Raw genomic sequence first — 26,279 nt, forward strand, 5'->3', positions numbered from 1 at the left:
ACAACTACTTCGGAGGCGAAGTCATGAGCGAGAAGGAGCCGTCCGAGCGCGATGGCGTCTCGTTCGGCGTCATCGCCTCGGCCGCGCTGGTGGCCGTGATCGTCATCGCCGGCCTGGTGGTCTATTTCGGCCACGGGTCGTCGTCGAAACCCAGCGCGAACACCGCGGACGGCACTGTCCCGGTGACGACTTCGGAGCCCGGCGTGACCGGTTTCGCCTCGCCCGAGGTGGATCTGTTCGGCCGCCGCGTCGACATTCCCAACAACGCGGCCGGGCAGCCGCTGCCGCAGGATCCGGCCAAGCAGCGCAAGGCCACCGACGCGGACTGGCTGACCGCCGCGCCCCGCGGCACCACCGAACCGCACGGCTGGCAGCGCGTGTACGGCGCGTCGGTACCCTTCTCCACCTCCGACGGTCCGGCGCGCCTGGAAGACGGTGTGGCCGTGGGCTACGCGCACACCCCGCAGGGCGCGGCGCTGGCGGCCGCGCAGATCACCTACCGGCTCAACGCCCGCCCGGCCGACCGGGAGTTGTACGTGCGGGAGGTGCGGGTGCCCGCCGATCAGCTGACCGCCTACGACCAGGCGCTGGCCGATCAGCGGCTGCCGAAACAGCAGCCGGAGAAGGTGACTCGCTATCTGGTCGCCTCCGACGGCTTCCAGATCGAGAACTACGCCGACGACATGGCCATCGTGCGGCTGGCCGTGCGCGGGCCGGTGGTGGACAACCACCAGTGGTGGGCGGCAGTGCGTTTGATCATGGTCTGGGATTCCGGGGACTGGCGGCTCAAGCCCTCGACGTCGAAGACCTCGCAGACCGAGAACGTGGATTCGCTGGCGGGATGGACCCGTTGGTGACAACTGCATTGTTGACAAACAAGGCATCGCGACCCATCGAAAGGTGGACCACATGCTGAGGCGGCTACTCACGATCCTCGCGGTCGTATTCACCGTCATGATCGCGACACCGACGGTCGCCTACGGGCAGACCTACGGGTACGACCAGGCCTGCAACGAATTACACGACTCTCTCGACGGTCTCGGCGTGCCCGGCCTGTCGCTGGGTGACGCGGCGTCGGCGGCCTGCAAGGCCAGCAATGTCGCCACCCACCCCGGCGACGCCGCGGCGACGGTGCGCGACAAGGCGTGGGATTCCACCTTCGGCAAGGTGGTCGACTCGCTGATGAACGGTCTCGGCGAGGCGCTGATCCTGGCCCTCACGTTCTGGATGAAGATCCCCAACGACCGGGTCAGCGATGCCGGAACGCTTTTCACCAAGATCAACGACTACACCTATCAGGCGCAGATCATCCTGCTGATGGCCTCGGTCATCCTGACCGGTCTCAAATTGGCGCGAGCCAGACGGGGAGCCGCCGTCGAACAGGCCACCGACTCGTTCTGGATGTTCGCCCGGGTGGTGTTCAGCTCCTGGATGCTGGGCGCGGTGATCGTGGCCGCCACCCAGGCCTCCGACAAGTTCTCCGAATGGGTCATCAACGACTCCACCAACGGCAATGCCAAGGATCTGGCCGAGCTGATGGTGAAAACCTCGAAGCTGCAAGCGTTCTCGCCGGGCCTGGTGCTGGTGATCGCCATCGTCGGGCTGCTCGGCGCGCTCGCGCAGATCGTGCTGGCCATCGTGCGCCAGGGCATGCTGGTGGTGGCGGCCGGCGTGCTGCCGCTGGCGGCGGCGGGTTCGGGCACCAGCCTCGGAATGTCGTCCTACAGCAAGCTGATTCGCTGGATCATCGCCTTCATGCTCTACAAGCCGGTGGCCGCGATCGTCTACATGATCGCCTTCACCACCGCCGGCGCCACCGACGACCGGACCGGCGGGGCGTCGCTGCCCGACGCCGACGAGGCCCAGCGCATGCTGGTGTCCATCGTGCTGCTGGGCACGGTCGCCTTCGTCCTGCCGGCGCTGATGCGCCTGGCGACCGCGGGCGAGGTGGCCATCGTCGGCAGTGGCGGTTCGGGTTTGGCGGCGACAACCGGCACCCTGGTCGGCATCGCGGCGCTCGGCGCGGTCGGTTCGCGTGCGGTGGCGCCGCGCGCGGTCAACGGCGCGCCCGGCTACGCGGCGGGCCGGGCCGGACGGCCGGGGCGGCCCGGCGGGCCGGGACCGGGCGGACCCGGCGGTGCGCCGCGCCCGATGCCCCAGCCGCGTCCCGGCGGTGGCGGCGGCGGCTCGGGCGGCACGGCCGCCGCGCCTGCGGCCCAGGGCGGCGGGGGCGCAGTACCGTCAGGCGCGTCCCGCGTGGCCAACCGCGTCGCCCAGGCCCGCGCCGCGACCGTGTCGCTCGGCAAGGCCGAGAACACCGCGGGCGACGTGGCCGGTGACCGCTGGGTCAACCGTGCACCCGACCTCGGCAGGAGCACCATCCCGCGATGACCGTGACCGACACCTACGAGCGCCGCTCGTACGGACTGTGGAACAAGCCCCGCAGCGCCGGCCTTTTCGGCTTGCGCTGGGGCGAGACCGTGGTGGGTTTCGCCGTCGTGATCACCGCGCTGCTCACGGCGCTGGTGGCGGGCCCGATGCCCGCCGCCGTGGTGGCGGGCATCGGCACGGTCGTGATGGTTCCCCTGGTGTGGCGGTCGGGTGGCCGCTCCGGCTACGAGAACGGATTGATGATGTTCCATTGGCTGCGTGGCCGTTCCAAGGGCGAGCACGTGTACCGCGGCGGACGCTTCTCCCGGATTCCCGGCGGCGTCACCCGGTTGCCCGGGCTGATGGCCCCGTCGCGGCTCTACGAGGGCATCGACGCCGGCGGCTACAGCTTCGGCATGATCCACCTGCCCCAATTCGCCCAGTACACAGTGGTGCTGCGGGCCTGGCCGCAGGGCCACGAGGCCGTCGACCAGCCGGTCATCGACCGCTGGGTGGGCGCGTGGGGCACCTTCCTGGCGTCGCTGGGCCAGACCTCCGACATCGTGGCGGTGGTGCCGGTCATCGACACCGTGCCCGAGACCGGAAACCGTTTGCTCGCCGAGGTTTCCACCATCACCCGCCCCGAGGCCCCGGATCTGGCACAGCAGGTCATGTACGAGCTGGCCACCGAACTGCCGCAGGAGCGGGTGCAACTGCTACCGCGAGTGGCCATCACCTTCAAGGCCACCACCGCCGAGCGCCGCAAGAACCCGGCCGAGGAGGCGGTCGAGATCGGCCGCCGCCTGCCCGGCATCTGCGCGGCGCTGGCGGAGGCCGGGGTCCGCGCCCAGCCGATGGCCGCCGAGGAGATCATCTCCTTCATCCGCCGCAGCTACGATCCGGCCGCACAGGCCGATCTCGAGGTGGCGGCCAGCGAACCCGGTGGGCACGGCCTGGATTGGGCCGACGCGGGCCCGGTCTCGCACGAGGAGCGCTGGGACCATTTCATCCACGACGGCGGCCGCTCGGTCACCTGGGAGATGGACACCGCCCCCGAGGGCGCGGTCGACGAGCGGGTCCTGCAACGGCTGCTGGCCCCGAATCCGGAGGTGCCGCGCAAGCGCATCACCATCGTCTACCGGCCGCACTCCGCCGGTGACGCCGCCCAGATCGTGGACGACGACTTCAAGAACGCCTTGGTCGCACAGCAATCCGAGCGCGGCGTCGTCTCCGCGGCGGCGACCCTGCGCGTCGGGGCTACCCAGCAGGCGCGCGAGGAGCAGGCGCGCGGGCACGGGGTGACCCGATTCGGCGCGCTGGTCACCATCACCGAACCGCTGCGCGGCGACCTGCCGCGCATCGAGGCCATCACCCGGGACCTGTCGACGCAGGCCCGCTTGAAGATTCGTCGCTGTTACCGCTATCAAGCGGCCGCCTTCGCGGCCTCCCTCGGCTGCGGGGTGATCCTCCCCGAACACGCCACCATTCCGAAAGCGCTTGCGGGGTAACCCATGTCACGTGACTTCGAACCTCCGGTCCGCGAACGCGATGCCGCGCCCACCCGGCGCGGCTCCCGGCGCGAGGCCGAATCGGCCGAGCGCCGCCGCACGGAAGCGGAACCGCTGCCGCCGCCACCCCCGTCGCGGGTGGCGCGCGACGAGCACCGCCCGCGCCGCGGCACCCTGCCGGACCGCCGGATGCTGCGGCGCGACACCCCGATCGACTATTCGGCCGAGTTCGCCGAACCGGAGCCGGTGTTCGACACCCCGGCGCCGGAGGTCGCCGTGGTGGCCGCCGGTGCCGGGGCCGAGCCGCCGGTGCTCGGCGATCCGGGTTACGAAGCGCGCCAAGCCGATCCGGTCGTGGCAGCCCCGCCCGTGGCGCCCGCCGGATTGACCGAGCGGGAACCCGACCCGGGCGCCACGGAGGCGCTCAGCACGCCGACGCGCCGCAAACGCCCGGCGCTACCCGCCCTCGAACCCGAGGATGTCGCGAAGGCCCCCGCGCCGCCGCTCGCCACAGAGCTGCCCGAAATCCCCGAGCTGCCCGAAATGCCCGCGCTGCCCGAGCGTCTGGACGCGGCGATCGGCCGCGAACCGGCCGTCCGCGGTCCCGATCGCGCCGAAGCGGACCGCGTGCAGCGCAAGCGGATTCGTGAGACTCCGCCCGGTGAGCCGGGCGAACGCCGCCGGGAGCGGCCCCGCCCGCCCGGTGCTCCCGGCCGGGAACGCCGCCCGGAGGGGGAGCGAGAAGCGCGGCGCGGCAAGGGCTCCGAGATCCCAGCGGCCGAGGGGCGTGGTCGCCCCACCGATCCGGACCGGGTGCACCTGGGTGGCCGGACCGGAACTCCGGGCCGCCCTCGCCCGCCGCGGCCGGAAACCGAAGGGACCGACCGGCCGGTGCGCAACCGGCCCGCGCGCCCCCGGCCCGACCGCGCGGCCGCCGAGCCCGCGCGCGGACGTAAAGGCAAGCGGGAGCGCCCGACCGATCCGGCCGAGCGCGAGGCCGCCGCCGCCAAGCGGGCCGCCGCCCGCAAGGCCGCCGCGGCCAAGAAGAAGCAGACCGGCCCCAAACTGCTCGACGACACCATGCGCGCCAAGCTCGAGGTCACCGCGCGCGAGGGCAGCGGCATCAAGGCCGCCTGGGCGACCTTCCGGCTGCACACCGACGATCTGCGCCGGCGAAATTTCGCCGCGCGCGCCGAACGCATGGAATACGGCAGCGTCGACGAATTCGACCGCACCACCGCGCAACTCACCGACCGCGGCTATATCGGCGCGGGCGGCGGGCGGATGAACGTGGTCGGGCGCCCGGTCGAGTACCGGGCCACCACCGCGCAGGTCGCGGGGCTGTGGCCGTGGTCGGTCGGCGCGGGCGCACCGCTCATCGGCACCCCGCTGGGCTCGCATCTGCACACCGGGGCGCCGGTCTGCTTCGATCCCATGAACTGGTTCATGCGCGGCAGCTTCATCACCGCGCCCAGCCTGTTCGTGCTGGGGCTCAATGGTTTCGGCAAGTCCTCGCTGGTGCGGCGCATCGTGCTCGGCGGTGTCGCGCAGGGCATCACGCCGCTGATCCTGGCCGACGTCAAACCCGACTACCGCAAACTGGTGGAGGTGGTCGGCGGCCAGGTCATCGATCTGGGTTACGGCTACGGCAAATTGAACCCGCTCGCCGCCGGCGTGCTGGGTTCGATCGTGCCGCTGCTGGGCGACCTGCCCGAGTTGCAGACCCAGGTGATGCAGGAAATGCGGGCCCGCCAGGTCACTTTGGTGGCCGGTCTGGTGGAGCTGGTGCGTGGGGCGCGGGTGCGCGACTTCGAGGAGACGCTCATCTCCACCGGTCTGCGCATCCTCTACCGCGAGGGCAGCGGGTTCACCCCCGATCAGCCGCCGATCATCGAGAACCTGCTCGAGGTGGTGGTCGCCGGCGGCGAGGAGCTGCAACTGGATGCGGGCGCGGACAATCCGGAGGAGTACCACGAGGCCATCAAGGGCCTGCGCCGGTCGCTGCGCGCGCTCACCCAGGGCCCGTTCGGGGCGGTCTTCAACGGCCACACCACCACTCCCATCGACACCAACGCCACCGCGGTCTGCATCGACGTCTCGCATATCCCGCAGGGCGACAAGAAGCTCAAGGCCGCCGTCATGCTGGCCTGCTGGGCCGACGGGTTCGCCTCGGTGGAGGCCGCGCACGTGCTGGCCGACGCGGGGCTGGGCGCGCAGCGCTACTTCCAGGTCGTGATGGACGAGCTGTGGCAGGTGCTGGGCCTGGGCGATTTCATGGTCGATCGCGTCGACGAGCTGACCCGCCTGCAGCGCGGCATCGCCACTTCGCTGATCATGATCAGCCACACCATCAAGGACCTGCAGTCGCTGGGTTCCGAGGCGGCGATCGCCAAGGCGCTCGGCTTCCTGGAACGCGCGCGCGCCAAGATCTTCGGGGCGCTGCCGGCCGAGGAGATCGCGCGCCTGGATTCGACCGTGCCGTTCACTTCCGCCGAGGAGGAGATGGTGACCAGTTGGTCTGCGCCGCAGGCGCTCACCGGCGAGGCGCTCAAACCGGGGCAGACCCGGCCGCCCGCGCCCGGCACCGGCAAGTTCCTGCTCAAGATCGGCGAGGACCGCCGGCCGGGCATCCCGTTCCACATGGAGTTCACGCTCTCCGAGCGGGAGAGCGGAATCCACGACACCAACCAGCGTTTCAGCGAATTCACCGAGACCACCGCGAGCCGCGGCTCGGACGAGGGGAGCGCCGCATGATGCCGCACCGGTCGTATCGAAGAGTGTCGCCGGAGGTCCGCCAGGCCGCCGTCGAGCAGGTCGTCGCACTCACCGGCAAGCTCCGGTCCGAGTCGGAAGCCTGCCGGGTGGTGGCCGAGCAGATCGGTGTGCACACCAATTCGGTGCGCAACTGGGTGCGCGCGGCGGAAAGCCCCGGCCTCGAACGCATGGACGCGATCGCCTTGCGGCGCAAGGTGGCTCTGCTGCAGCAGCAACTGGCCGCCGCCGCCGAGATGAACCGCACGCTGGTGGAGACGTTGCACGACGCCAAGCGCGGCACATGAGCCGCCACCAGCGACTAGCCTGGAAGGGAGGTCCCTCGCAGGTGGTGATGGTTGTGCTGAGCGTCGCGCTGCTGGCCACCGCGTGTGGCGGCAACTCGACCGGCGGCAGGTCGAAATCGACCGCCGGGCAACCGCCCACGTCCACCACCCGCCTGCTGGAACAGGCCCCCGCCCCCGACCCCACCACCCCCGATGGGGTGGCGGTCACCGCGCTGGAACAGATCTACACCTGGTACCCGGCCACCGAATCCGAGGGCGCCGCCCTGCAGCGTGCCCGGAAATGGCTCGGGCCCAGCCTGATCCGGACCCTGGACACGCCGTCCACCAGCGTCGACACCCCGCGCCCGTCGCTGAACTGGTCCCAGTGGGCCAAGGCGGGCGCACACATGGAGGCGTTCGCGTTCGCGTCCGGGGAGCAGGCGCCCGGGGGCGCCGACCCCAACCGGCAGCAGTACAAGATCGGCATCGAGCAGACGGTCGTCTACCCGGACGGCAAGCGCGAAGCCCTGCCCCCGGCGACGGTCGTCGCCACCGTCGTGCGCGGCGCTACGGGTGGCTGGCTGCTGGACGAATTCCGTTGAGCGGTAACGACTCACAGGTCATCCCAGGAGGATAGCGATGGCGAAGAAACCGGTGAAGGACCCGGCCGAACCCGGGCCCGACCGCACCCTGCACCTCATCTACGCGGGTTTCGCGATCTTCGGAACCCTGTGGGTGGCCGTGCAATTGGGCAACCTGCTGTCCGCACACCCGCAGCACCTGCCCATCAACCCGATCGCCATCGCGGTCAACCTGGCCAAGGGCACGCTGCGCTGGCCGGGCGCCTCGACCGTGATCGTGCTGCTGATCGTGCTGGCCGCGCTCGGCTGGCAGCTCTACAAACGCCGCCAGGCCGCCCGCGCGGGCAAGGGACGACTGCCGATCGACGACAAGGCCGATCACATGGGCAGCGGCGGCGCGATCAGCGCGCTCAAGGCGCCCGGGGTCATGGCCAAGGCGGATCAGATCGGCATTCCGCTGGAATGGGACCGCGGTCATCTCACCGAGAAGACGCGGTTCACCGAACGCGGCCGCCGCGGCGTCAGTCGAAACGCCGGGCGCGCCTTCGTGCCCGGTTCGCTCACCGATCCGCGCCGGTATCCCGCCGCCCGCGACGGCGCGCCGATCGTGCCGGGCGTCCCGATCGGCGTCTCGGTGGCCGACGGCGAAATGCTCTACGGCTCCTACGAAGACCTGCAGGTCGACATCTGGGGACCCCGGCAGGGCAAGACCACCTCGCGGGTCATCCCGGCCGTGCTCGCGGCCATCGGGCCGGTATTGGTGACCTCCAACAAGCGGGACGTGGTCGACGCGACCCGGGATGTGCGCGAGGGCAAGGGCAGTCCGGTGTTCGTCTTCGATCCGCAAGGCGTGGCGCCGGATTCGCACGATCTCATGTCGCAGCAGGAGCCCACCTTCTACTGGGATCCGCTCAAGTGGGTGGACGTCTACTCGCCCGGTTGCGAGACCCGCGCCATCCGGCTGGCCGGCCACTTCTCCGACGCCGAGGGCAGTCCGGCGGTCGGGCAGGGCTCGGACTCGTACTTCGACCCGGAGGCCGAGGACCTGCTGGCGGCGCTGTTCCTGGCCGCCGGTTTCGCGGGCCGGCCCATCACCCAGGTCTGGGAATGGGTCAACAACCCGATCGATCACGAGCCCATCGAGATCCTGCGCGCGCAGGGCATGCACTACATGGCCCCGGGTCTGGTGGGGCAGTACAACCTCGACCCCAAGACCCGCGATGGCATCTTCGGCGCGGCCAAGGCCATGATCCGCTGCCTCAAGTTGCAGAACGTGATTCAGTGGGTGGTGCCCAACGGCCGGATGGAATTCGACGAAGAGGAATTCATCGACGCCAACGGCACCCTCTACTGCCTGTCGCTGGAGGGCCGCGGTTCGGCCGCGCCGCTGGTCAGCGCGCTGACCGAGGCCGTGATCGACGCCGCGACCCGCAAGGCGACCCGCTCGCCGGGCGGCCGGCTGGCGGTCCCGCTGCTGGCCGCGCTCGACGAGGCCGCCAATATCGTGCGCTGGAAGGATCTGCCGAAGCAGTACAGCCACTTCGGATCTCGCGGCATCGTGGTGATGACGGTGCTGCAATCCTGGGCGCAGGGCGCGCGCTGCTGGGGTCCCGACGGCATGGAGGCGCTGTGGGGCGCGGCCAGCATCAAGGTCATCGGCAGCGGCATCGACGATATGAACTTCCTGCAACAGCGGTCCGAGGCCATCGGCGACTACGACAGCATCACGCAGTCGGTCTCGGAATCCAGTAGCGGCAAGAGCTATTCGCGCTCGCTGAGCTCTTCGCGCACCTTCAACGCGCACGCCCTGGCGACACTGCCGCGCGGCCGGGCCATCGTCTTCGCCTCGGGCACACCGGCGGTGCTGGTGCGCACGGTCCCGTGGTGGGAGGGTGACTACACCGCGGCCGTGCAGAAATCCATTGCCGCGCACGATCCCTCACCCGCACCCAAGAAGACGGAGATCGCGGATCTGATGAATTCGCCCTCACTGATCAAGGCAGAACCGGCGCAGCAGTCCGGGACGATCGAGGAGGTCCGGCCCCTGTGAGCAACGACCCGAACTTCGACGACTTCCAGTACGACGAATCCCCCGGATCCCACGGCCGCCGCCGCGACGGGGAAGACCTGGTGTTCCAGAACGTCGTCGAATTCGTCGAGAACTACCTGAGCCGGGTCTACCGGCGGCAGGTGACCGATATCAGCGACACCGTGTGGTGCCCGGAATGGTGGCAGCACGCGGAGGCGGCCGTCCGCCTGGAGGCCATGTGGCGAGCGTGGGAGCACCTACGCAAGGACGGGAAGACCGGGCTGAGCGTGTGGTTCCTGGACCACGCCGACCCGCACATGGCGAAACTGTTCGACCCCAAGGGGCCGTTCAAGTACTGCAGTGTGCGCAACGGGCACAAGGACATGCTCACGCCGCTGCCGTTGAAGTCGCCCAAGCAGGGGCTTTTCAGCAACCCGACCTCGGGTGACTTCCTACTGTAAGTACGGGGCGGTCGGTAGGCTCGGGGTGAAAACGACTGTGGCGGATCGGGATCCGATCCGCCACCTGTCGAAGAGGCTGCTACCGCGGGGTTTGTGCCGCTAGACGCGTTCCCTGGAGCGGGTCCGCTCGCGCTCCCGCTCGCGTTCTTCCTGTTCCCGTACGCGCCGCTGCGTGGCTTCCTGCTCGCGCAGCCGTACCGCGTCCTGTGCCGATTGCGCCTGCCCGACTTCCATCAGCATGCGCACCGATTGCAGCTCGGGAGAGATTCCCATGCGCGAAAGGTGTTGTGCCAGAGCGGTTCGCCGTTCCACCGAGTCATAGCGCGCGGATCCCCGGTTGGCCTGCTGGGCGGCCATGCGGGAGGCCTCCGCCTGGGCGGAGAATCGATCCTTTTCCAGGGAGACGCCCCGATCCCGTTCCAGGGTAGGACGTTCCAGAATGCGCGACAGCTCTCGGTTGCGTGGATCGCGCGCCTTGGCATCGGCGGCCTCGCGCAGCCGGCGCTCGCGAGTCTCCTTCTGCCGGGCCTCGGTGACCCTGACGCGTGCTTCGGCTTCCTTCTGGCCACGTTCCCGGGTGCGCAGCGCGACAAGTGTCGCGAGCTGCAACATCTGCCTCATCATCGCCGCTGTTTCGCGGCCGATGTCGTCGAGTTCCTCGGCCATTGCCTGCTCCCCGATGCTGCAGTGATCACTGTGGATGGTGGTGCTTCGTCACGGACGCGGCTCGAACGGTGGTTCGAAAAGCCGTGTCCCGCCTGCAAACTTGGACACCGGGAGAACGTGGGGCGTCGGTGCGGCCCGAATGGGGGGGTCACCCGGTGGGCTTTACTACGCCTTGGTACTCCGTTCTACGAGATTACCAGCGAAAACTCGAAAACCGCCGTACGAGCCCGTCGCGATCCAGCATATATCGCACATTTCCGACGCGGAGCGGAAAACTCAGGATTTTCTTTGGTTAGGGAACCCTTACTCAGAAGGTTCAACGGGACCTTACCGAGATCTGCGCCGGAAAACAAACGGACCCGGCGCGTACGCGCGCCGGGTCCGAAAAACCGTGCTGGTCAGTCTATTTGGACTGTTGTTCAGCCGAGCTGCACGGCCGAGATGTTCACGTCCGCGGCCGGCTTGCCGTCCTGGCCGCCGCCCTGCACGCCCGCCGCGGCGATCTTGTCGAGGGTCGCCAGGCCGGCGTCGTCGACGGTGCCGAAGATGGTGTACTGCGGCGGCAGCTGCGAATCGCCGTAGACCAGGAAGAACTGCGAACCATTGGTGCCCGGACCGGCATTGGCCATGGCCAGCACGCCGCGCTTGTAGGCGACCGGGTACTGGGCGGCCTGATCATTGGGGTCGTACTGGTCGGTCGGGTACTCATTGTCGAATTGGTAACCGGGACCGCCCATTCCGCTGCCGGTCGGGTCACCGCACTGCAGCACCTGCAGGCCCTTGCCCGTGGTGATGCGGTGGCAGGAGGTGTTGTCGAAGAACTTCTGCTTGGCCAGGCTCTCGAAAGAGTTGACGGTGCAGGGGGATTCGCCCGGATTCAGGGTCAGGCTGATCGGACCCTGATTGGTGTCGATGGTCGCCTTCACGTCACCGGCGGTGGTGATGTCGGCGGTGCCGGGAGGCGAGACCGGCTTGTCGGCCGGCTTCTGCGACGGGGAGTAGGTGCAGGTCACCGACGCGGGCTTGGCCTTGGCGGCCGGCGGGGGCGCGGCGGTCAGCGAGGCGTCGGGCGTCTCGGAGGCCTTCGCGCTGGTGCTGCTGTCATCGCCCTTGGTCAGGAAGTAGATGCCGACACCGGCCGCCACCGCGACCGCGACGCCCAGGGCCGAGGCCGCGATGGTGAGTTGCTTGCGCTTACGCGCCCGCTGGGCCCGGTTGGCGAGTTGACGCTCCAGCTTTCGCTTCGCCGCAGCGCGTCGCTGTTCATTGCTCGGCACTAACTGTCCCTCCGTGAACGGTCGGTATCTGATGTCTGTACAGACTGCGGCCGTCAGCCCAGCGGCCGCGGCAGACATTACCTGCATTCGCTGAGAAAAACCTACATATGCCCGCCGTCCGTGCTCGCCGGGCCGGTAACCGGTTGGACTTGGCGGACGGCCGTGGTGAAAACTGAACGTCGTGACCAAGACCAGCAGCTTCAGCGCCCCGAGGGGGGTCCCCGATTATCTGCCGCCCGAATCCGCGGAGTTCGTCGCCGTCCGCGACGGCCTCGTGGCGACCGCGCGATTGGCCGGATACGGGCATGTCGAGCTGCCGGTCTTCGAGGAGACCGCCCTGTTCGCCCGCGGCGTCGGCGAATCCACCGATGTGGTGTCCAAGGAGATGTGGACCTTCGCCGACCGCAACGGCGAGAGCTTCACCCTGCGGCCCGAAGGCACCGCCGGGGTGATGCGGGCGGTCATCGAACACAATCTCGATCGCGGGTCGCTGCCGGTCAAACTGTGCTACGCGGGACCGTTCTTCCGCTACGAGCGGCCGCAGAAGGGCCGCTACCGGCAGCTGCAGCAGGTCGGCGTGGAGGCCATCGGCATCGACGACCCGGCCCTCGACGCCGAGGTCATCGCCATCGCCGACGCCGGATTCCGGGGGCTGGGTCTCGACGGGTTCCGGCTCGAGCTGACCTCGCTGGGCGACGAGACCTGCCGGCCGCAGTATCGGGAGCTGTTGCAGGAGTTCCTGCTGAAGCTGCCCCTGGACGAGGACACGCGCCGCCGCGCGCAGATCAATCCGTTGCGCGTGCTCGACGACAAGCGGCCCGAGGTCAAGGAGATGACCGCGGACGCGCCGCTCATGATCGACCACCTGTCCGAATCCGCCAAGGCGCACTTCGATCAGGTACTCGGCCACCTCGACGCGCTCGGCGTGCCGTACGTGGTCAATCCCCGCATGGTGCGCGGACTGGACTACTACACCAAGACCACCTTCGAATTCGTGCACGACGGGCTCGGCGCGCAGTCCGGCATCGGCGGCGGCGGCCGCTACGACGGGCTGATGGCCGAACTCGGCGGGCAACCGTTGTCGGGCATCGGTTTCGGCATCGGCGTGGACCGCACGGTGCTGGCGCTCGAGGCCGAGGGCAAGACCGCCGTCGACGGGCCGCGCATCCAGGTCTACGGTGTGCCGCTGGGTGACGTCGCCAAGCAGCGGCTGGTCGTGCTCGCCGGGGAGCTGCGCAAGGCCGGCATTCGCACCGACCTCGCCTACGGCGGGCGCGGGATGAAGGGCGCGATGAAGGCGGCCGACAAGTCCGGGGCGCGGCTGGCGCTGGTGCTGGGCGACCGCGAGGTCGCCGAGGGGCAGATCGGGCTCAAGGATCTGAGCACCGGCGAGCAGCGGCAGATCCCGCTGGACGAGGCGGTCGCCCAGGTCGCCGACGCGCTTGCGGGGCAACAGGATTGAGACGTCGCCGGCGGTCCGGGCGGCACCCTCGCCACCCGGACCGCCGGCGCACGCCGGAGATCGTGCTTGGGGCGGCGCGTTTTCGGGTACAGGGCTATGGCCTGCTGGTACCGTGCGTGCGTCGCGCGCGCGGTGCGTGCCGCCGGTACCCGCGACCCCTCGAGACTTGGACGAATCGCGCGCTGTGACTGATACATCGAAACCGGGATCGGCGGGCGACGTCGGCCTCGATCTGATCGCGCCGGAGTTGCTGGCTCCGGCGCTGCGCAAACTCACCCTGGCCGCGCTCGGCGCGGGCGTCGGCGGCGGCCTGCTGGCGGCGCTGTTCCTGCACTGGCCGTGGGCGGTGGCCATCGGCCTGGTGGTCGGCGCGCCCACCGCGCTGTACGCGATGGCCGTGCAGCGGCGGCGAATCATGGTGTCCGGCACCGTGATTCGGGCGCGGACCTGGCGGGGGGAGCGACGGCTCGACCTGGCCGCGGCCACGGCCGTCGAGGTACTGGTCTATCCGGGCAAGATCAGCCGGATCGTGCTGCGACTCACGGCCGGGCCCGATTCGCAGATCGTGCCGCTGGCCATCTACAGCGATTCCGGCGGCGGGCGCGAACTCCATATCCTGGGCCTGCGCAAGCTCGCCGACGGGCTGGCGGGTTGCCCGCTGGTGGCCGCGCTCGCCATCTCCGGCCTGCTCGTGCAGCAATTGCGCACCGAGGCCCGCGACGCGGTCGCCGAGGAGCGCCCGCTGTATCGGGCGGTCCGCATGGTGCGCGCCCGCGACGAGGCCGCGCCGATCATCCTCGCCGACGGCGAGATCGCCGATCTCGCGCGCTGAGCGATATGCCCGATACCGGGGCCGGCAGGTGTCTGATTGCTCACGTGGTCGCTGCCCCGGATGTGAGCGTGGCTAGGGTGAAGACGAAAACAGCCGTACTGCGAGGAGTTTCGTCGTGAGCAACGCCGCGCCTGTGACCGTCACCGTGACCGGAGCCGCCGGGCAGATCGCCTACGGGTTGCTGTTCCGCATCGCCTCCGGGGCGCTGCTCGGGTCCCGGACGCCGGTTCGGCTGCGACTGCTCGAGATTCCGGCGGCCGTCGCCTCGCTCGAGGGGGTGGCCATGGAACTCGAGGACGGTGCGTTCCCGCTGCTGGCCGGAATCGATATCGCCGACGATCCGTGGGTCGGGTTCGACGGGGCCAACATCGCGATCCTGGTCGGGGCGCGGCCGCGCACGGCCGGAATGGAGCGGGCGGACCTGCTGGCCGCCAACGGGCCCATCTTCACCGACCAGGGCGCGGCCATCAATGCCAATGCGGCCGACGATATCCGGGTGCTGGTGGTCGGAAATCCGGCCAATACCAACGCTTTCATCGCCATGAGCAACGCCCCGGACGTACCGGCCGACCGGTTCACCGCGCTCACCCGGCTCGATCACAATCGCGCGATCGCGCAGGTGGCCAAGAAAACCGGGGCGGCGGCCGCCGACATTCACCGGATCGCGGTGTGGGGCAACCACTCCGCCACGCAGTACCCGGATCTGGCGTACGCCACGGTCGCCGGACGGCCGGCGCTGGACGTGATCGACGATCCGGCCTGGGTGAGCGACGAATTCGTGCCGACCGTGCAGCAGCGCGGCACCGCCATCATCAAGGCGCGCGGGGCGTCCTCGGCGGCGAGCGCGGCCAGTGCCGCCATCGACCACATCCACGACTGGGTGCTGGGTACCGCGCCCGGCGACTGGACCTCGATGGCGGTGCCGTCGGACGGGTCCTACGGAGTGCCCGCCGGTCTCATCAGCTCGTTCCCGGTGACCTGCGCGGACGGTGCGTACACCATCGTCGAGGGCCTCGAGATCGACGAGTTCGCCCGCGCCCGAATCGATCACAGCGTCGCGGAGCTGGTCGGCGAGCGCGACGCCGTGATCGAACTGGGTTACGCCAAGAAGGCGTGATCAGCTCAGCTTGGCGATCACGTTGTCGCCGTACCACTTGATCTTGGTGATCTTCTCCTCGAGGGTCTCGGTGTCCTGCTCCTTGGCGTAGGAGTTGCGGAAGCCGATGATCAGATCGGTGATGCCCTTCTCCTCGCAGCGCTTCACCCCGTCCGGGGTGTAGCCGTCGTAGGAGACCGCGTGAATCTCGAACTCGCCCTTGTGATCACGCTCCGCGCGCAGCTCCTCGATGCGGGCCAGGTACTTGTCGAGCTCCTCGGCATTGCCGCCGGCGTGCATCCAGCCGTCGCACAGCCGCACCGCGCGCTTCAGCGCGGCATCGCTGTGGCCGCCGAGTAGGATGGGCAGCGGCTTCGTCGGTGCGGGGGTGAGCCTGATCTTGCGAATGTCGTAGAACTCGCCGTGGTACTCGAAGTATTCGCCGCTGGACAGGCCGCGCACGATCTCGATGCACTCGTCCATCCGCTTGCCGCGCTTCTCGAACGGCACGCCCATGATCTCGAAGTCCTCCGGCCATGGGCTGATGCCCACGCCCAGGGCGAAACGGTTGTTGCTCAGCCGCGCCAGCGAACTCGCCTGCTTGGCCACCAGTACCGGCGGGCGGATGGGTAGCTTGAGCACGAACGGGGTCAGGCGCAGGGTGGTGGTGGCCGCGGCGACGGCGGCCGAGAGCACGAAGGTCTCGATGAACGGTTTGCCGTCGAGGAATTCGCGATTGCCGTCCTTGGTGTACGGATACTTCGAATCCGACTCGGCCGGGTAGGCGATGCTGTCGGCCACGGTGATGCTGTGGAACCCGGCGGCCTCGGCGGCCTGCGCGAGGGGGATGTAGTAATCCGGGTTGGTCATCGCCTCCGCGTAGGTGAAGCGCATCGATCGTCCTCTCGACAGTGAGCAGTGCGAAAACTAGAACAGATTCTAGTTCTGCGACTGATGCTAGCCGCAGGCTCGCCGAATGGCACCAGGAACCGCGATCGGAAACCAAGTCGATTCCAATCCCGCAGCGGGCGCTCACCTGTCGTATCGCAGCGGGCGGTCGCCCGGCCGGTGCGGTCCCGGTGGCCGAGATGCCAGTCCCGGCGGGCTTGTCCGGATTCCTGAATCTTGTTCTAATCGCGCTATGAGGATCGCCATCACCGGCTCCGGTTCCGGCATCGGCGCGGCCACCGCCGCGGCCCTGCGCGACGCCGGGCACGACATCATCGGCATCGACCTGCGCAACGCCGACATCACCGTCGATCTCACCGACGCCGCGGCGCGCGCGGCCGCGGTCGACGCGGTGCTGGAACGCGCCGGCGGGGTGCTCGACGGGCTGGTGCTGTGCGCGGGAGTCGGGCCGCAGGTGCCCGATCCGAATCTGGTGGTGGAGATCAACTACCGGGCCACCGTCGCCCTGCTCGACGCGCTGCTGCCCGCGCTGCGCAAGGGCGAAAACCCGGCGGCCGTGGTGGTTTCGTCGGTCGCCTCCACCCAGATCGCCTGGGCGGACAACCCGATCGCCAAGGGCAACGAGGCGGAAGCGTTCGCCCAGGCCGGGGATTTCGCCGGGCACTACGCCTATGCGTCGTCGAAGAACGCGGTCACCGTCGCCGTGCGCGAGCGCGCGGTCGAATGGGGCGGCGCGGGCGTGCGGCTCAATACCGTCGCGCCCGGCAGCGTCGAAACCCCTTTGCTGCAGGCCGGTTTGGACGATCCGCGCTATGGCGAGGCCATCCGCAACTTCGTGGCGCCGATCGGGCGCAATGGCAAGCCCGAGGAGATCGCCTCGCTCATCACCTACCTGCTGAGCCCGCAGGCCGGATTCGTCCACGGCGCACAGTTCGTCATCGACGGCGGAATCGACGCGCAGACGCGGCCGACCGCGGTGTAATCCACCGCGGCGCGGCGAGACTGCGCCGGAAACGGTGGCCGAGCCCGCGGGGTGTACAGCCGCACATCGGCCTCCACGATGCCGTGGTGATCGGGGTACCCGTCCCGATCGCCACGGCATTCTTCGTTAGTCGGCCTGCGTTACTCGGCCTCGTCCGGGTCGTCGGTCTCGCCGATCACGCCGGGGGCGAAGGTGCCGAGGTTGCCGGTGAGTTCGCTTTCGGCGGTGGGGCTTTGGTGCGGCTGCACGGTGCGGCCGTGTGAGCCGTCGGACGCGCCGCCCTTGCCCGCGCCCGCCGCGCCGGGGGAGCCCATGAAGCCGGAGCCGGCGGGGCCGGACATGGCCGCCAGGCCGCCGCCGCCCGCGCCGAAGGGGTTGGCGGCGGTGGTGATTTTGCCGCCGGGGAGGGAGGAACCGGGGCCGCCGGGGGTCGACGGCATGCCGCCGCCGAGGCCGCCCACGCCGCCTCCGCCACCCGCACTGCCGCCTCCGCCGCCGAGCCCGGCGGCCATCGTGTCGGGTGCGCCTGTGGCGGGGTCGACCTTGCCGGGGTCGCCCGTGCCGGGAATGGCTGCCTGCAAACCACTTTCGAGCAGGCCCTTGGCCTGTTCCAGGATCGGCTGGCCGACGTTCTGCGCCAGCGACTGCGCGACCTCGGCGGGATTCGGGCCGCCCTGGCCCGCCAGCTGACCGATCAGGCCCTGCACCTGCGCGGTGTAGACCGACAGTTCGCCGTGGGTGGCATTGACGACCGCGACCGCCTCGCCCAGATGCCGGGTAGCCGAGGCGATGAGGGTGGTCTGGCCGATCGGGGTGAGGATCAGCGGGGCCATGGCGGTGGCCTCGGTGGCGAACGCCTGCGCGATGGCGGTGAGCTGAATATTGCCGCGCTGCACCACCGCCGCCGCCTGGTTGGTGATCGCCGACAGGTCGAAACCGCGCTGGCTGGTCTCCTGCCCGTGGTTCTCGGCCTGCTTGCCGGAATCCTGCGCGCTCTGGGAAGCCTTGCCCTGCCACAGGGATTCGACGGTCTCGAGCGCGCCGCTGCCAACCTGCACCGCCGACTCGATGACCTTCGAACCCTGACTGAGCAGCGTGGTCGGATTGAACTGGCCCAGCACGCCGGTGCCGAAACTCTGCAGCAGATCCAGGAACGGCTTGAACAGCGCGTCCAGTCCGGGGATGGCGGGCAGCGCCATCCCCTTCATCAGATCGCCGACCGGATCGGCCGGCAGGGGCGGCAGGATCGAGGCCGGATTCGCGGCGGCTCGCGCGAACGCGGCTTGGGCGGCGCCCAGCGCGGCGGGCACGTTGCTCAGCGCAGCGGGGACATCGTCGAGCGCGGTGTGGGCGTCGGCGAGGACGTTCTGCGCGTTGCCGAGGATGTCCTGCGCGCCCGACAGGGCGCCGTGCGCGCCGTCGAGGGCGGGGGAGAGGACCCCGGCGTCGCCCGTGCCGGACGGGACACCACCGCTCAGCGGGGCGCCCGTCTGCTCGAACTCCTTGCGGGACAAGACGAAATCGGGAGGCTCGATCGGCGGGACGTCCTCGGGCAGGACGCCCAGTGCCAGATCCGGAATCGGGCCGGGGGCGATCGTGGTCATGGTGTCCACTCCCATCGGGGCCGCGTTCGGGGTCGGAGAGTTCGCTGCGATGACGCCGGATCCGAGGACCCCGGTATCCAGGGTGCTCACGCCTGCTCGCCGATCTGCCCGGCCGCGGTGTTCAGGCCGCCCGCGAACTCGGCGTCGGTGGCGTCGTAGGTGGCCGCGGAACCGAACGCGGCCTGCCCGAGTTTGCCGAAGCGGGCGGAGAGGGCGTTGATATCGCGATCGTGTAGCAGCTCGGCGACCGCGAAGCTGGCCAGGAAGTCCGCGCCGATGAGTCCGAACACCGGGGTCATGGCCGCGACGTGCGACACCGTGTCGAGACCGCCCTGGGCGGCGATATCAGCGGCGACGCCGTCATTGGTTGCGGCGAAGGTGCGGACCGCGCCGGTGTCGACCGAGAGATCGGCCATGTCAGTGCCCCCCAATCGTCGTGGACATGCGAGGCCGAATATAACGCATCGAGCGTCCAGCCCGGTGTGGCGTCGGCATCATCGGCGCACTTCGCACCCCCTGTGCGATCGCAACCCGACCGTGGTTGCAAATTAGAACAAGTTCTATATTCTCGACTCCATGAAGGTCGCAGTCACCGGCGCTGCCGGGTTCCTTGGCACCAATTTGCTTCGCCTGCTTACGGATCGCGGTCACGAGGTGACGGCCATCGACCGCGTCGCCGGTGCCACCCAGCCCGGAGTCGCCTGGATCGACGGCAATGTCCTCGACCCGGCGTCCATGCGCTCCGCCCTCGACGGGGCCGAGGTGGTCTACCACCTGGTGGCGCTCATCACCCTGGCGCACAAGAACGATCTCGCCTGGCGGGTCAACACCGAGGGCGTGCGCATCGTGGCCGAGGCCGCGCGCGAGGTGGGGGTGCGGCGTATGGTCCACACCAGCTCCATCCACGCCTTCAACCAGTACTCCTGCGGCGGGCGCATCAACGAGCGTTCCCCGCGGTCCATCGATCCGGATCTGCCGGTGTACGACCGCTCGAAGTGGCAGGGCGAGATCGAACTGCGCAAGGTCGTGGACGCGGGCCTGGACGCGGTCATCTGTAATCCGACCGGTGTGTACGGACCGGTCGACAACACCAACTCGCGGATCAACTGCACCCTCTGGGACGCCGCGCGCGGCCGGGTGCCGGTCATGATCAGCGGCGGCTTCGACCTGGTCGACGTGCGTGACGTGGCCCACGGCCTGATCCTGGCGGGCGAGCGCGGCCGCACCGGGGAGAACTATCTGCTGGGCGGGCACTTCACCGATATGTTCCAGGCCACCCGCACCGCGGCCGAGGTGAACGGAAAGATGAAGCCCGCCTTCGCGATTCCGGCCAAGGTGATCAACGCGTGCATGCCGGTCATGGAACCGGTGGCCAAGGCGTTCGGCAGCGACCGCATCTCGCGCGCGGCCATGGGCGCGCTGCTGTCGGCGCCGATCGTCGAACACGCCAAGGCCACCGAGGAATTGGGCTACCGTCCGCGTCCGGCCGAGCAGACCATCCGGGATCTGGTGGCCTTCTACAACGGGCAGCCGCTCGAGGCCGACACGCAGAAGATTGCTTGACAGTCTCTAGAACACATGTTCGACTGGGGTGGTGCGGTGGCAAAGGCAAACCCTCGACGCCGATGACGGCGCGCTGCCCGGGCTCGAACGTGCGGGTTTCGTCCGCAGCGTACAGACCCCGGAGTTCGAGGGCATCACGTTTCACGAGGTGCTCTGCAAGAGCGCGCTGAACCGGGTGCCCGAGAGCACCCTGCCGTTCAGCTGGACCATCAATCCCATGCGCGGGTGCTCGCACGCGTGCCGCTACTGCTTCGCCCGCGGCACGCACGAGTACCTCGATCTGGACGCGGGCGCGGATTTCGACTCGCAGATCGTGGTCAAGACCAATGTGGTCCCGGTGCTGCGCCGGGAAGTGCACCGCCGCTCCTGGCGGCGGGAATCGGTGGCGCTGGGCACGAATACCGATCCCTACCAGCGGGCCGAGGGGCGCTACCGGTTGATGCCAGGCATCATCAGCGCGCTCACCGAATCCGGCACCGGGTTCTCCATCCTCACCAAGGGCACGCTGCTGCGGCGGGATCTGCCGCTGCTGGTGTCGGCCGCGGAGCAGGTGCCGGTGCACCTCGCGGTCTCCATCGCGATTCTCGACGAGGAACTGCACCGGGGGCTGGAACCGGGAACGCCCTCGCCGCGGGCGCGGCTCGAGCTGGTGCGGGCGCTCGCCGATGCCGGATTCGCGGTGAATGTCATGGTGGCACCGGTCATTCCGTATCTCACCGATTCGAATCATCATCTCGACGAGCTCTTCGGCGCGATCGCCGACGCCGGCGCCGCGGGCGTCACGGCGTTTCCCATGCATCTGCGCGGGTCGACGCGCGGGTGGTTTCTCACCTGGCTCGCCGAAGCGCACCCGGCGCTGCTGCGGCGCTACCGGCAGCTGTATGGTCGCAGTGCTTCGGTGACGCCGGAGTATTCTGCGTGGCTACGCGGCCGAATCGAGCCGTTGCTGGAGAAACACCGTTTGAACCGCGAACGGCGGGCCGCACCCGAGGTGCGTGCCGCCGCCTCGCACACGCCCGATACCCAGCTGGCGTTGTTCGCCTGACGCCGGTTCCTCGATCGAAACCATTGCGCTTCACGGGTGTGTCGCGAATATTGCGGAGTAGTTTGGCGTTGGTACCTCACACCTGACAAGGAAGTGACGCACGCGCATGGTTTCGCAGCATCACGACGGCGAGGTGACGGCGGCCGGGAACGGCGGCGCCACACCGAAATTGGCGGTCGAGAAAATCGAACGGGTCGTCATCCGCTTCGCGGGCGACTCCGGTGACGGCATGCAGCTCACCGGTGACCGCTTCACGCACGAGGCGGCGGCGTTCGGCAATGATCTTGCCACCCAACCGAACTTTCCCGCCGAGATCCGCGCACCTCAGGGCACCTTGCCCGGGGTGTCGTCGTTCCAGATCCAGATCGCCGATTACGACATTCTCACCGCAGGGGATCAACCGGACGTGCTGGTCGCCATGAATCCGGCTGCGCTGAAGGCGAATCTGGAGGATTTGGCCCGCGGGGCCACGGTGATCGTGAATACTGACGAATTCACCAAACGCAATCTGGCGAAGGTCGGCTATACCGGTGATCCCCTCACCGACGACACGCTGACCGATTTCGTGGTGCATCGGGTGCCCATGACATCGCTGACCCTCGGGGCGACCGAACCGACCGGTGTGGGCAAAAAGGATGGGCAGCGCGCGAAGAATATGTTCGCGCTCGGCTTGCTGTCGTGGATGTACGGGCGGCCCATCGGCGGCACCGAACAGTTCATGCGGGAGAAATTCGCCGCGAAACCGGATGTCGCCGAAGCGAATATCCTCGCATTTCGGGCGGGCTGGAATTACGGCGAAACCACCGAGGCGTTCGCCACCACCTACGAGGTGGCGCCCGCGACGCTGCCGCCGGGCACCTACCGGCAGATCACCGGCAATACCGCGCTCGCCTACGGCATCGTCACCGCCGGGCAGCTCGCGGGGCTGCCGGTGTTCCTGGGGACCTACCCGATCACCCCGGCGTCGGACATCCTGCACGAACTGAGCAAGCACAAGAATTTCGGCGTCACCACCTTCCAGGCCGAGGACGAGATCGCGGGCATCGGCGCGGCGCTCGGCGCGTCGCTGGGTGGCGCGCTCGGGGTGACCAGTACGTCGGGGCCGGGGCTGGCGCTCAAGAGCGAATCCATCGGCTTGGCCGTCATGACCGAGCTGCCGTTGCTGATCGTCGACGTGCAGCGGGGCGGGCCGTCCACGGGTCTGCCGACCAAGACCGAACAGGCCGATCTGCTGCAGGCGCTCTACGGCCGCAATGGCGAATCGCCGGTGGCGGTGCTCGCGCCGCGTTCGCCCGCCGACTGCTTCGACACCGCCGTGGAGGCCGCGCGCATCGCGCTCACCTACCGCACCCCGGTGCTGCTGCTGTCGGACGGCGCGATCGCCAATGGCTCGGAGCCGTGGGCGATTCCGCAGGTGAGCGAGCTGGAGCCGATCGACCCGGCCTTCGAACCCGCTGGGGCCGAAGCGGATTCGTTCCTGCCGTACGCCCGCGACCCCGAAACCCTCGCCCGGCCGCTGGCCGTGCCCGGCACCGTGGGGCGCGCCCACCGCATCGGCGGGCTGGAGAAGGCCGACGGCAGCGGCAACATCTCCTACGACCCGGCCAATCACGAACTCATGGTGCGGTTGCGGCAGGCCAAGATCGACGGCATCACCGTGCCCGACCTCGAGGTCGACGACCCCAGCGGCCGCGCCGAACTGCTGCTGCTGGGCTGGGGCAGCTCCTACGGGCCCATCGGCGAGGCGTGCCGGCGGGCGCGGCGGCGCGGGGTGCCGGTGGCGCAGGCGCATCTGCGGCATCTGAATCCGTTGCCCGCCAACCTCGGTGCGGTGCTGAGCCGCTATCGCACGGTGGTGTGCCCGGAGATGAACGGCGGACAGCTGGCGATGCTGCTGCGTGCCCGCTATCTAGTGGATGTGCAGCCGTGGACCAAGGTGGCAGGGACCGCGTTCCAGGCCCAGGAACTCGTCGGCGTCATCGACGCGGCCCTGGACGGCTCGATCACGGAGATGGAGCAGGCCAAGGCCTTCACCGCCCGTGCCCGGGCGACCTACCGCACGACAGGGGGCAACTGATATGACCATTCTCGAAAACCCGCTGGTGGGAACGGATCTCGGGCTGACCGGGCTGTCGGGCGTGCCCACCGCCGACGGCGCGCAGAAGGCCAAGGACTACACCTCCGATCAGGAGGTGCGCTGGTGCCCGGGCTGCGGCGACTACGTGATTCTCGCGACCGTGCGCGGATTTCTCGCCGAACTGGGGCTCAAGCGCGAGAACCTGATGTTCGTCTCCGGCATCGGATGTTCGAGCCGGTTCCCGTACTACCTGGAGGCGTACGGGATCCACTCCATCCACGGGCGCGCGCCAGCGATCGCCACGGGCCTGGCCGTCACCCGGCCCGACCTGTCGGTATGGGTCGTGACCGGGGACGGCGACGCGCTCTCCATCGGCGGCAACCACCTCATCCACGCGCTGCGCCGCAACGTGAACATGACGATCCTGTTGTTCAACAACCGGATCTACGGGCTCACCAAGGGCCAGTACTCGCCGACCTCGGAACCCGGCAAGATCACCAAGTCCACGCCGATGGGTTCGATCGACCATCCGTTCAACACGCTGTCGGTGGCGCTGGGCGCCGAGGCCACCTTCGCCGGGCGGGCCCTGGACTCCGACCGGGCCGGGCTCACCGAGGTGCTGCGGGCCGCCGCCGAGCACCGCGGCACCTCGTTCGTGGAGATCCTGCAGGACTGCCCGATCTTCAACGACGGCTCCTTCGACGCGCTGCGCCGCGAGAACGCCGAATCGCACCTGATCCGGTTGCGCCACGGCGAGCCGATCCGGTTCGGCGCGGACGGCGAATTCGCGGTGGTGCGTGACGGATTCGGCCTGAAGACGGTGCGCGCCGACACCGTCGCCGACTCCGAGATCGTCGTACACGACGCCTACACCGACCACCCCGAATACGCCTACGCCCTGTCGCGGCTGTCCGACCAGGACCTCACCCGGGTCCCGATCGGCATCTTCCGCAGCGTCTCCCGCCCCACCTACGACGACGGCGTCCGCGCCCAACTCGACGCCGCCGCCGACAACCATCCGGTGAAAGAGAATTCGCTGCAGCAGCTGCTCACCGGCCGCGAAACCTGGACGGTCGGATAGCTTTTCGGGACTACGCCGGCACGAAGGCGTTCAGCAGGCGCTGGAACAGATCGTCGAAGCGCTTGCGGGACGCCTTCTGGTCGTCGGTGAGGCCGTCCGAGATCTCCGGCGCGTAGACGATCAGGTGGACGTCCTGGTCGGGGGCCTGCGGCATGTAGTCGATGATCGAGGTGCCCTGGTCGTCCTGCTCGGGCGTGCCCATGTCCACGGCCGCAAGCGCTTTCACCTCGGCGGCCGCCGCGCCGATGACATCGGCGGGCACGGTGCCCTCCACCGGCTGCGCGGTGCTGTCGGCCCGCTTGGTCGCATGCCCGTCCAACTGAATCTGCAACGACGGATGCAGATCGGTCCGCGTCTGCCACCCGGCGGGCATGGCGGTGAGGGTGAACAGCGCCACCGCCGCGGCCGGTGTCGGCGCGGGAGCGGGATCCGCCGCGGCGAATCCACCCGCACCCGTGACCATTCCGGCCACCAAGATCGAGGCCGCTGCCACCCGCCGACCGCGTCGCCCGAAACCCGGTGCGGCACTCGCCATCCCCGCGCCGACGCGGACGAGCCCTGCACCGACCTGTCCCATTTCTCCGAAAAGTCGTGCCGCCGAACCCATTCCCATCGCATCCCTCCGAATTCCCGTACGGGCACCCGCCCGCGCGGCCGATTCTGCCGCGTCGCTCACCGGCCTCCGCCACGCCACGCCGACCGCGTGGCCCGGCCCGCGAACGGCGAGGTCCCCGGACCGTAGGGGCCGGGGACCTCGGGAGCGGACGGTTCAGCGGAGACCGGGCGGGTTGCTCAGATCGGCGGCGGAGAAGGTGTCGCAGGACTTGACCTGACCGGTCTTGTAACCGGAGAGGAACCACTTCTGGCGTTCGTCGGAGGAACCGTGGGTCCACGCTTCGGGATTGACCCGGCCGGTGGACGCCTGCTGGATGCGATCGTCGCCGACGGCGGAGGCCGCGGAGAGGGCGTCGCGAACGTCGTTGTCGGTCAGCTTCTTCAGGAACGGGTCGCTGGAACCGGGGGCGGGCAGCTTGTCGGCGTAGTAGGCCCAGACCCCGGCGTAGCAGTCGGCCTGAAGTTCGGTGCGGACCGCCCCGGAGGTTGGACCCTGCGGATCGCGCTGGGCGCGGTTGATATCGCCGAGCAGGTTCTGGATGTGGTGGCCGAACTCGTGGGCGACCACGTACTCCTGCGCCAGCGGGCCGCCGCTGGACCCGAAGCGGTCGACCAGTTCCTGAAAGAAGCTGGTGTCGATGTAGACGGTCTGGTCGGCGGGGCAGTAGAACGGGCCGACCGCGGAGGAGGCGCGGCCGCAGCCGGTGCTCACCGCGCCGGAGAACAGGTTGAGTTTCGGCACCGTGTACTGGCGGCTGGTCTGCTTGGGCAGTTCGGTGCCCCAGATGGCGTCGAGGCTCTGGGCGGTGAGGATGACGCGGCAGTCGACGTACTTGTTGGCGTCCGCGCCGGTCTTGCAGTGCGAGGGCAGCGTCGTGGCGCCCGACTTCGAATTGCTGTCCGCTCCGGTGAACTGGCCCAGAATGCTGCCGGGATCGCCGCCGAGCAGCAGGCTCGCGATCAATACGATGATGCCCAGCGCACCGCCTCCGAGAACCAGTCCACCGCCCATACCCGGTCCGCCGCCACTCGCCCGGTTCGGGTCGATTTGCAGGCCCTCGTTGAAGGTCATGGTTATCACTG

The 26,279-nt window shown here is 69.2% G+C and carries 23 protein-coding genes; 16 read left to right on the top strand and 7 right to left on the bottom strand.

From position 1 onward, the window contains the following. Positions 1-23 precede the first annotated feature (23 nt). From D7D52_RS11500 to D7D52_RS11535, 8 genes are read left to right on the top strand one after another with little or no spacing between them, the layout of a single operon-like run. Positions 24-857, top strand: coding sequence for a DUF8175 domain-containg protein (locus D7D52_RS11500; protein WP_120736303.1), 834 nt, complete (start codon positions 24-26; stop codon positions 855-857). A 52-nt stretch (positions 858-909) separates the two neighbouring features. Beyond that, a complete protein-coding gene (locus D7D52_RS11505; RefSeq protein ID WP_120736304.1) occupies positions 910-2,391 on the top strand; it encodes a hypothetical protein in 1,482 nt (493 codons plus the stop codon). Further along, positions 2,388-3,878, top strand: a complete 1,491-nt coding sequence (locus D7D52_RS11510) for an SCO6880 family protein (RefSeq protein WP_120736305.1) — start codon at positions 2,388-2,390, stop codon at positions 3,876-3,878. Before D7D52_RS11505 ends, D7D52_RS11510 begins: the two co-directional genes overlap by 4 nt. A 3-nt stretch (positions 3,879-3,881) precedes the next feature. Further along, complete coding sequence (locus D7D52_RS39100; protein WP_246023800.1) at positions 3,882-6,632, top strand: hypothetical protein; 2,751 nt, start codon at positions 3,882-3,884, stop codon at positions 6,630-6,632. After that, a complete protein-coding gene (locus tag D7D52_RS11520; protein WP_120736306.1) occupies positions 6,629-6,937 on the top strand; it encodes a transposase in 309 nt (102 codons plus the stop codon). The genes D7D52_RS39100 and D7D52_RS11520 overlap by 4 nt, the downstream gene beginning before the upstream one ends. Positions 6,938-6,984: 47 nt before the next feature. Beyond that, positions 6,985-7,518, top strand: coding sequence for a hypothetical protein (locus D7D52_RS11525; RefSeq protein ID WP_246023986.1), 534 nt, complete (start codon positions 6,985-6,987; stop codon positions 7,516-7,518). 37 nt (positions 7,519-7,555) lie between these two features. Beyond that, positions 7,556-9,547 carry a type IV secretory system conjugative DNA transfer family protein gene (locus D7D52_RS11530; protein ID WP_246023802.1) on the top strand — a complete coding sequence of 664 codons (1,992 nt, stop codon included), beginning with the start codon at positions 7,556-7,558 and terminating at the stop codon, positions 9,545-9,547. After that, positions 9,544-9,987: a DUF4913 domain-containing protein gene (locus D7D52_RS11535; RefSeq protein ID WP_246023803.1), complete on the top strand. Its 444-nt coding sequence runs from the start codon at positions 9,544-9,546 to the stop codon at positions 9,985-9,987. The genes D7D52_RS11530 and D7D52_RS11535 overlap by 4 nt, the downstream gene beginning before the upstream one ends. A gap of 99 nt (positions 9,988-10,086) precedes the next feature. On the opposite strand, the gene D7D52_RS11540 is transcribed toward D7D52_RS11535, so the two are convergent. Further along, positions 10,087-10,653, bottom strand: coding sequence for a hypothetical protein (locus D7D52_RS11540; protein WP_120736308.1), 567 nt, complete (start codon positions 10,651-10,653; stop codon positions 10,087-10,089). Between the two features lie 419 nt (positions 10,654-11,072). Continuing rightward, positions 11,073-11,930, bottom strand: a complete 858-nt coding sequence (locus D7D52_RS11545; RefSeq protein ID WP_120736309.1) for a peptidylprolyl isomerase — start codon at positions 11,928-11,930, stop codon at positions 11,073-11,075. 181 nt (positions 11,931-12,111) lie between these two features. On the opposite strand from D7D52_RS11545, the gene hisS reads away from it, so the two are divergent. The 3 genes from hisS to D7D52_RS11560 all read left to right on the top strand — a co-directional run bounded on the left by hisS (position 12,112) and on the right by D7D52_RS11560 (position 15,341). Next, the gene (hisS, locus tag D7D52_RS11550; protein ID WP_120736310.1) at positions 12,112-13,392 is read left to right on the top strand and encodes a histidine--tRNA ligase; all 1,281 of its coding nucleotides are present in this window, start codon (positions 12,112-12,114) and stop codon (positions 13,390-13,392) included. Positions 13,393-13,576: 184 nt separating this feature from the next. Continuing rightward, positions 13,577-14,224, top strand: coding sequence for a hypothetical protein (locus D7D52_RS11555; RefSeq protein ID WP_120744020.1), 648 nt, complete (start codon positions 13,577-13,579; stop codon positions 14,222-14,224). Between the two features lie 115 nt (positions 14,225-14,339). Beyond that, positions 14,340-15,341, top strand: a complete 1,002-nt coding sequence (locus D7D52_RS11560) for a malate dehydrogenase (protein ID WP_120736311.1) — start codon at positions 14,340-14,342, stop codon at positions 15,339-15,341. On the opposite strand, the gene D7D52_RS11565 is transcribed toward D7D52_RS11560, so the two are convergent. Further along, the gene (locus D7D52_RS11565) at positions 15,342-16,214 is read right to left on the bottom strand and encodes a TIGR03619 family F420-dependent LLM class oxidoreductase (protein WP_120736312.1); all 873 of its coding nucleotides are present in this window, start codon (positions 16,212-16,214) and stop codon (positions 15,342-15,344) included. A 247-nt stretch (positions 16,215-16,461) separates the two neighbouring features. Between D7D52_RS11565 and D7D52_RS11570 the strand changes: the two genes are divergently transcribed. Next, entirely contained in the window at positions 16,462-17,211 is a 750-nt protein-coding gene (locus D7D52_RS11570; protein WP_120736313.1) for an SDR family oxidoreductase, read from the top strand. A gap of 140 nt (positions 17,212-17,351) precedes the next feature. On the opposite strand, the gene D7D52_RS11575 is transcribed toward D7D52_RS11570, so the two are convergent. Further along, the gene (locus D7D52_RS11575) at positions 17,352-18,905 is read right to left on the bottom strand and encodes a hypothetical protein (protein ID WP_120736314.1); all 1,554 of its coding nucleotides are present in this window, start codon (positions 18,903-18,905) and stop codon (positions 17,352-17,354) included. Beyond that, the gene (locus D7D52_RS11580) at positions 18,902-19,231 is read right to left on the bottom strand and encodes a type VII secretion target (protein ID WP_120736315.1); all 330 of its coding nucleotides are present in this window, start codon (positions 19,229-19,231) and stop codon (positions 18,902-18,904) included. The genes D7D52_RS11575 and D7D52_RS11580 overlap by 4 nt, the downstream gene beginning before the upstream one ends. A 160-nt stretch (positions 19,232-19,391) precedes the next feature. On the opposite strand from D7D52_RS11580, the gene D7D52_RS11585 reads away from it, so the two are divergent. The 4 genes from D7D52_RS11585 (at position 19,392) to D7D52_RS11600 (ending at position 24,581) form a co-directional block, all read left to right on the top strand. Further along, on the top strand, positions 19,392-20,378 hold the full coding sequence (locus D7D52_RS11585; RefSeq protein WP_120736316.1) for an NAD-dependent epimerase/dehydratase family protein: 987 nt from the start codon (positions 19,392-19,394) through the stop codon (positions 20,376-20,378). A 31-nt stretch (positions 20,379-20,409) separates the two neighbouring features. Then, positions 20,410-21,423 (top strand): Rv2578c family radical SAM protein, encoded by a 1,014-nt coding sequence (locus D7D52_RS11590; protein WP_120744021.1) that lies wholly within the window; start codon positions 20,410-20,412, stop codon positions 21,421-21,423. A 106-nt stretch (positions 21,424-21,529) separates the two neighbouring features. Next, positions 21,530-23,500: a 2-oxoacid:acceptor oxidoreductase subunit alpha gene (locus D7D52_RS11595; protein ID WP_187703133.1), complete on the top strand. Its 1,971-nt coding sequence runs from the start codon at positions 21,530-21,532 to the stop codon at positions 23,498-23,500. A gap of 1 nt (position 23,501) precedes the next feature. Further along, entirely contained in the window at positions 23,502-24,581 is a 1,080-nt protein-coding gene (locus D7D52_RS11600) for a 2-oxoacid:ferredoxin oxidoreductase subunit beta (protein WP_120736317.1), read from the top strand. Between the two features lie 10 nt (positions 24,582-24,591). On the opposite strand, the gene D7D52_RS11605 is transcribed toward D7D52_RS11600, so the two are convergent. Next, positions 24,592-25,044, bottom strand: coding sequence for a hypothetical protein (locus D7D52_RS11605; RefSeq protein WP_246023805.1), 453 nt, complete (start codon positions 25,042-25,044; stop codon positions 24,592-24,594). Between the two features lie 306 nt (positions 25,045-25,350). Beyond that, positions 25,351-26,268, bottom strand: coding sequence for a KPN_02809 family neutral zinc metallopeptidase (ypfJ, locus tag D7D52_RS11610; RefSeq protein ID WP_120736318.1), 918 nt, complete (start codon positions 26,266-26,268; stop codon positions 25,351-25,353). Between the last annotated feature and the right edge of the window lie 11 nt (positions 26,269-26,279).

This window comes from Nocardia yunnanensis, assembly GCF_003626895.1.
GTDB classification, from domain to species: Bacteria; Actinomycetota; Actinomycetes; order Mycobacteriales; family Mycobacteriaceae; genus Nocardia; species Nocardia yunnanensis.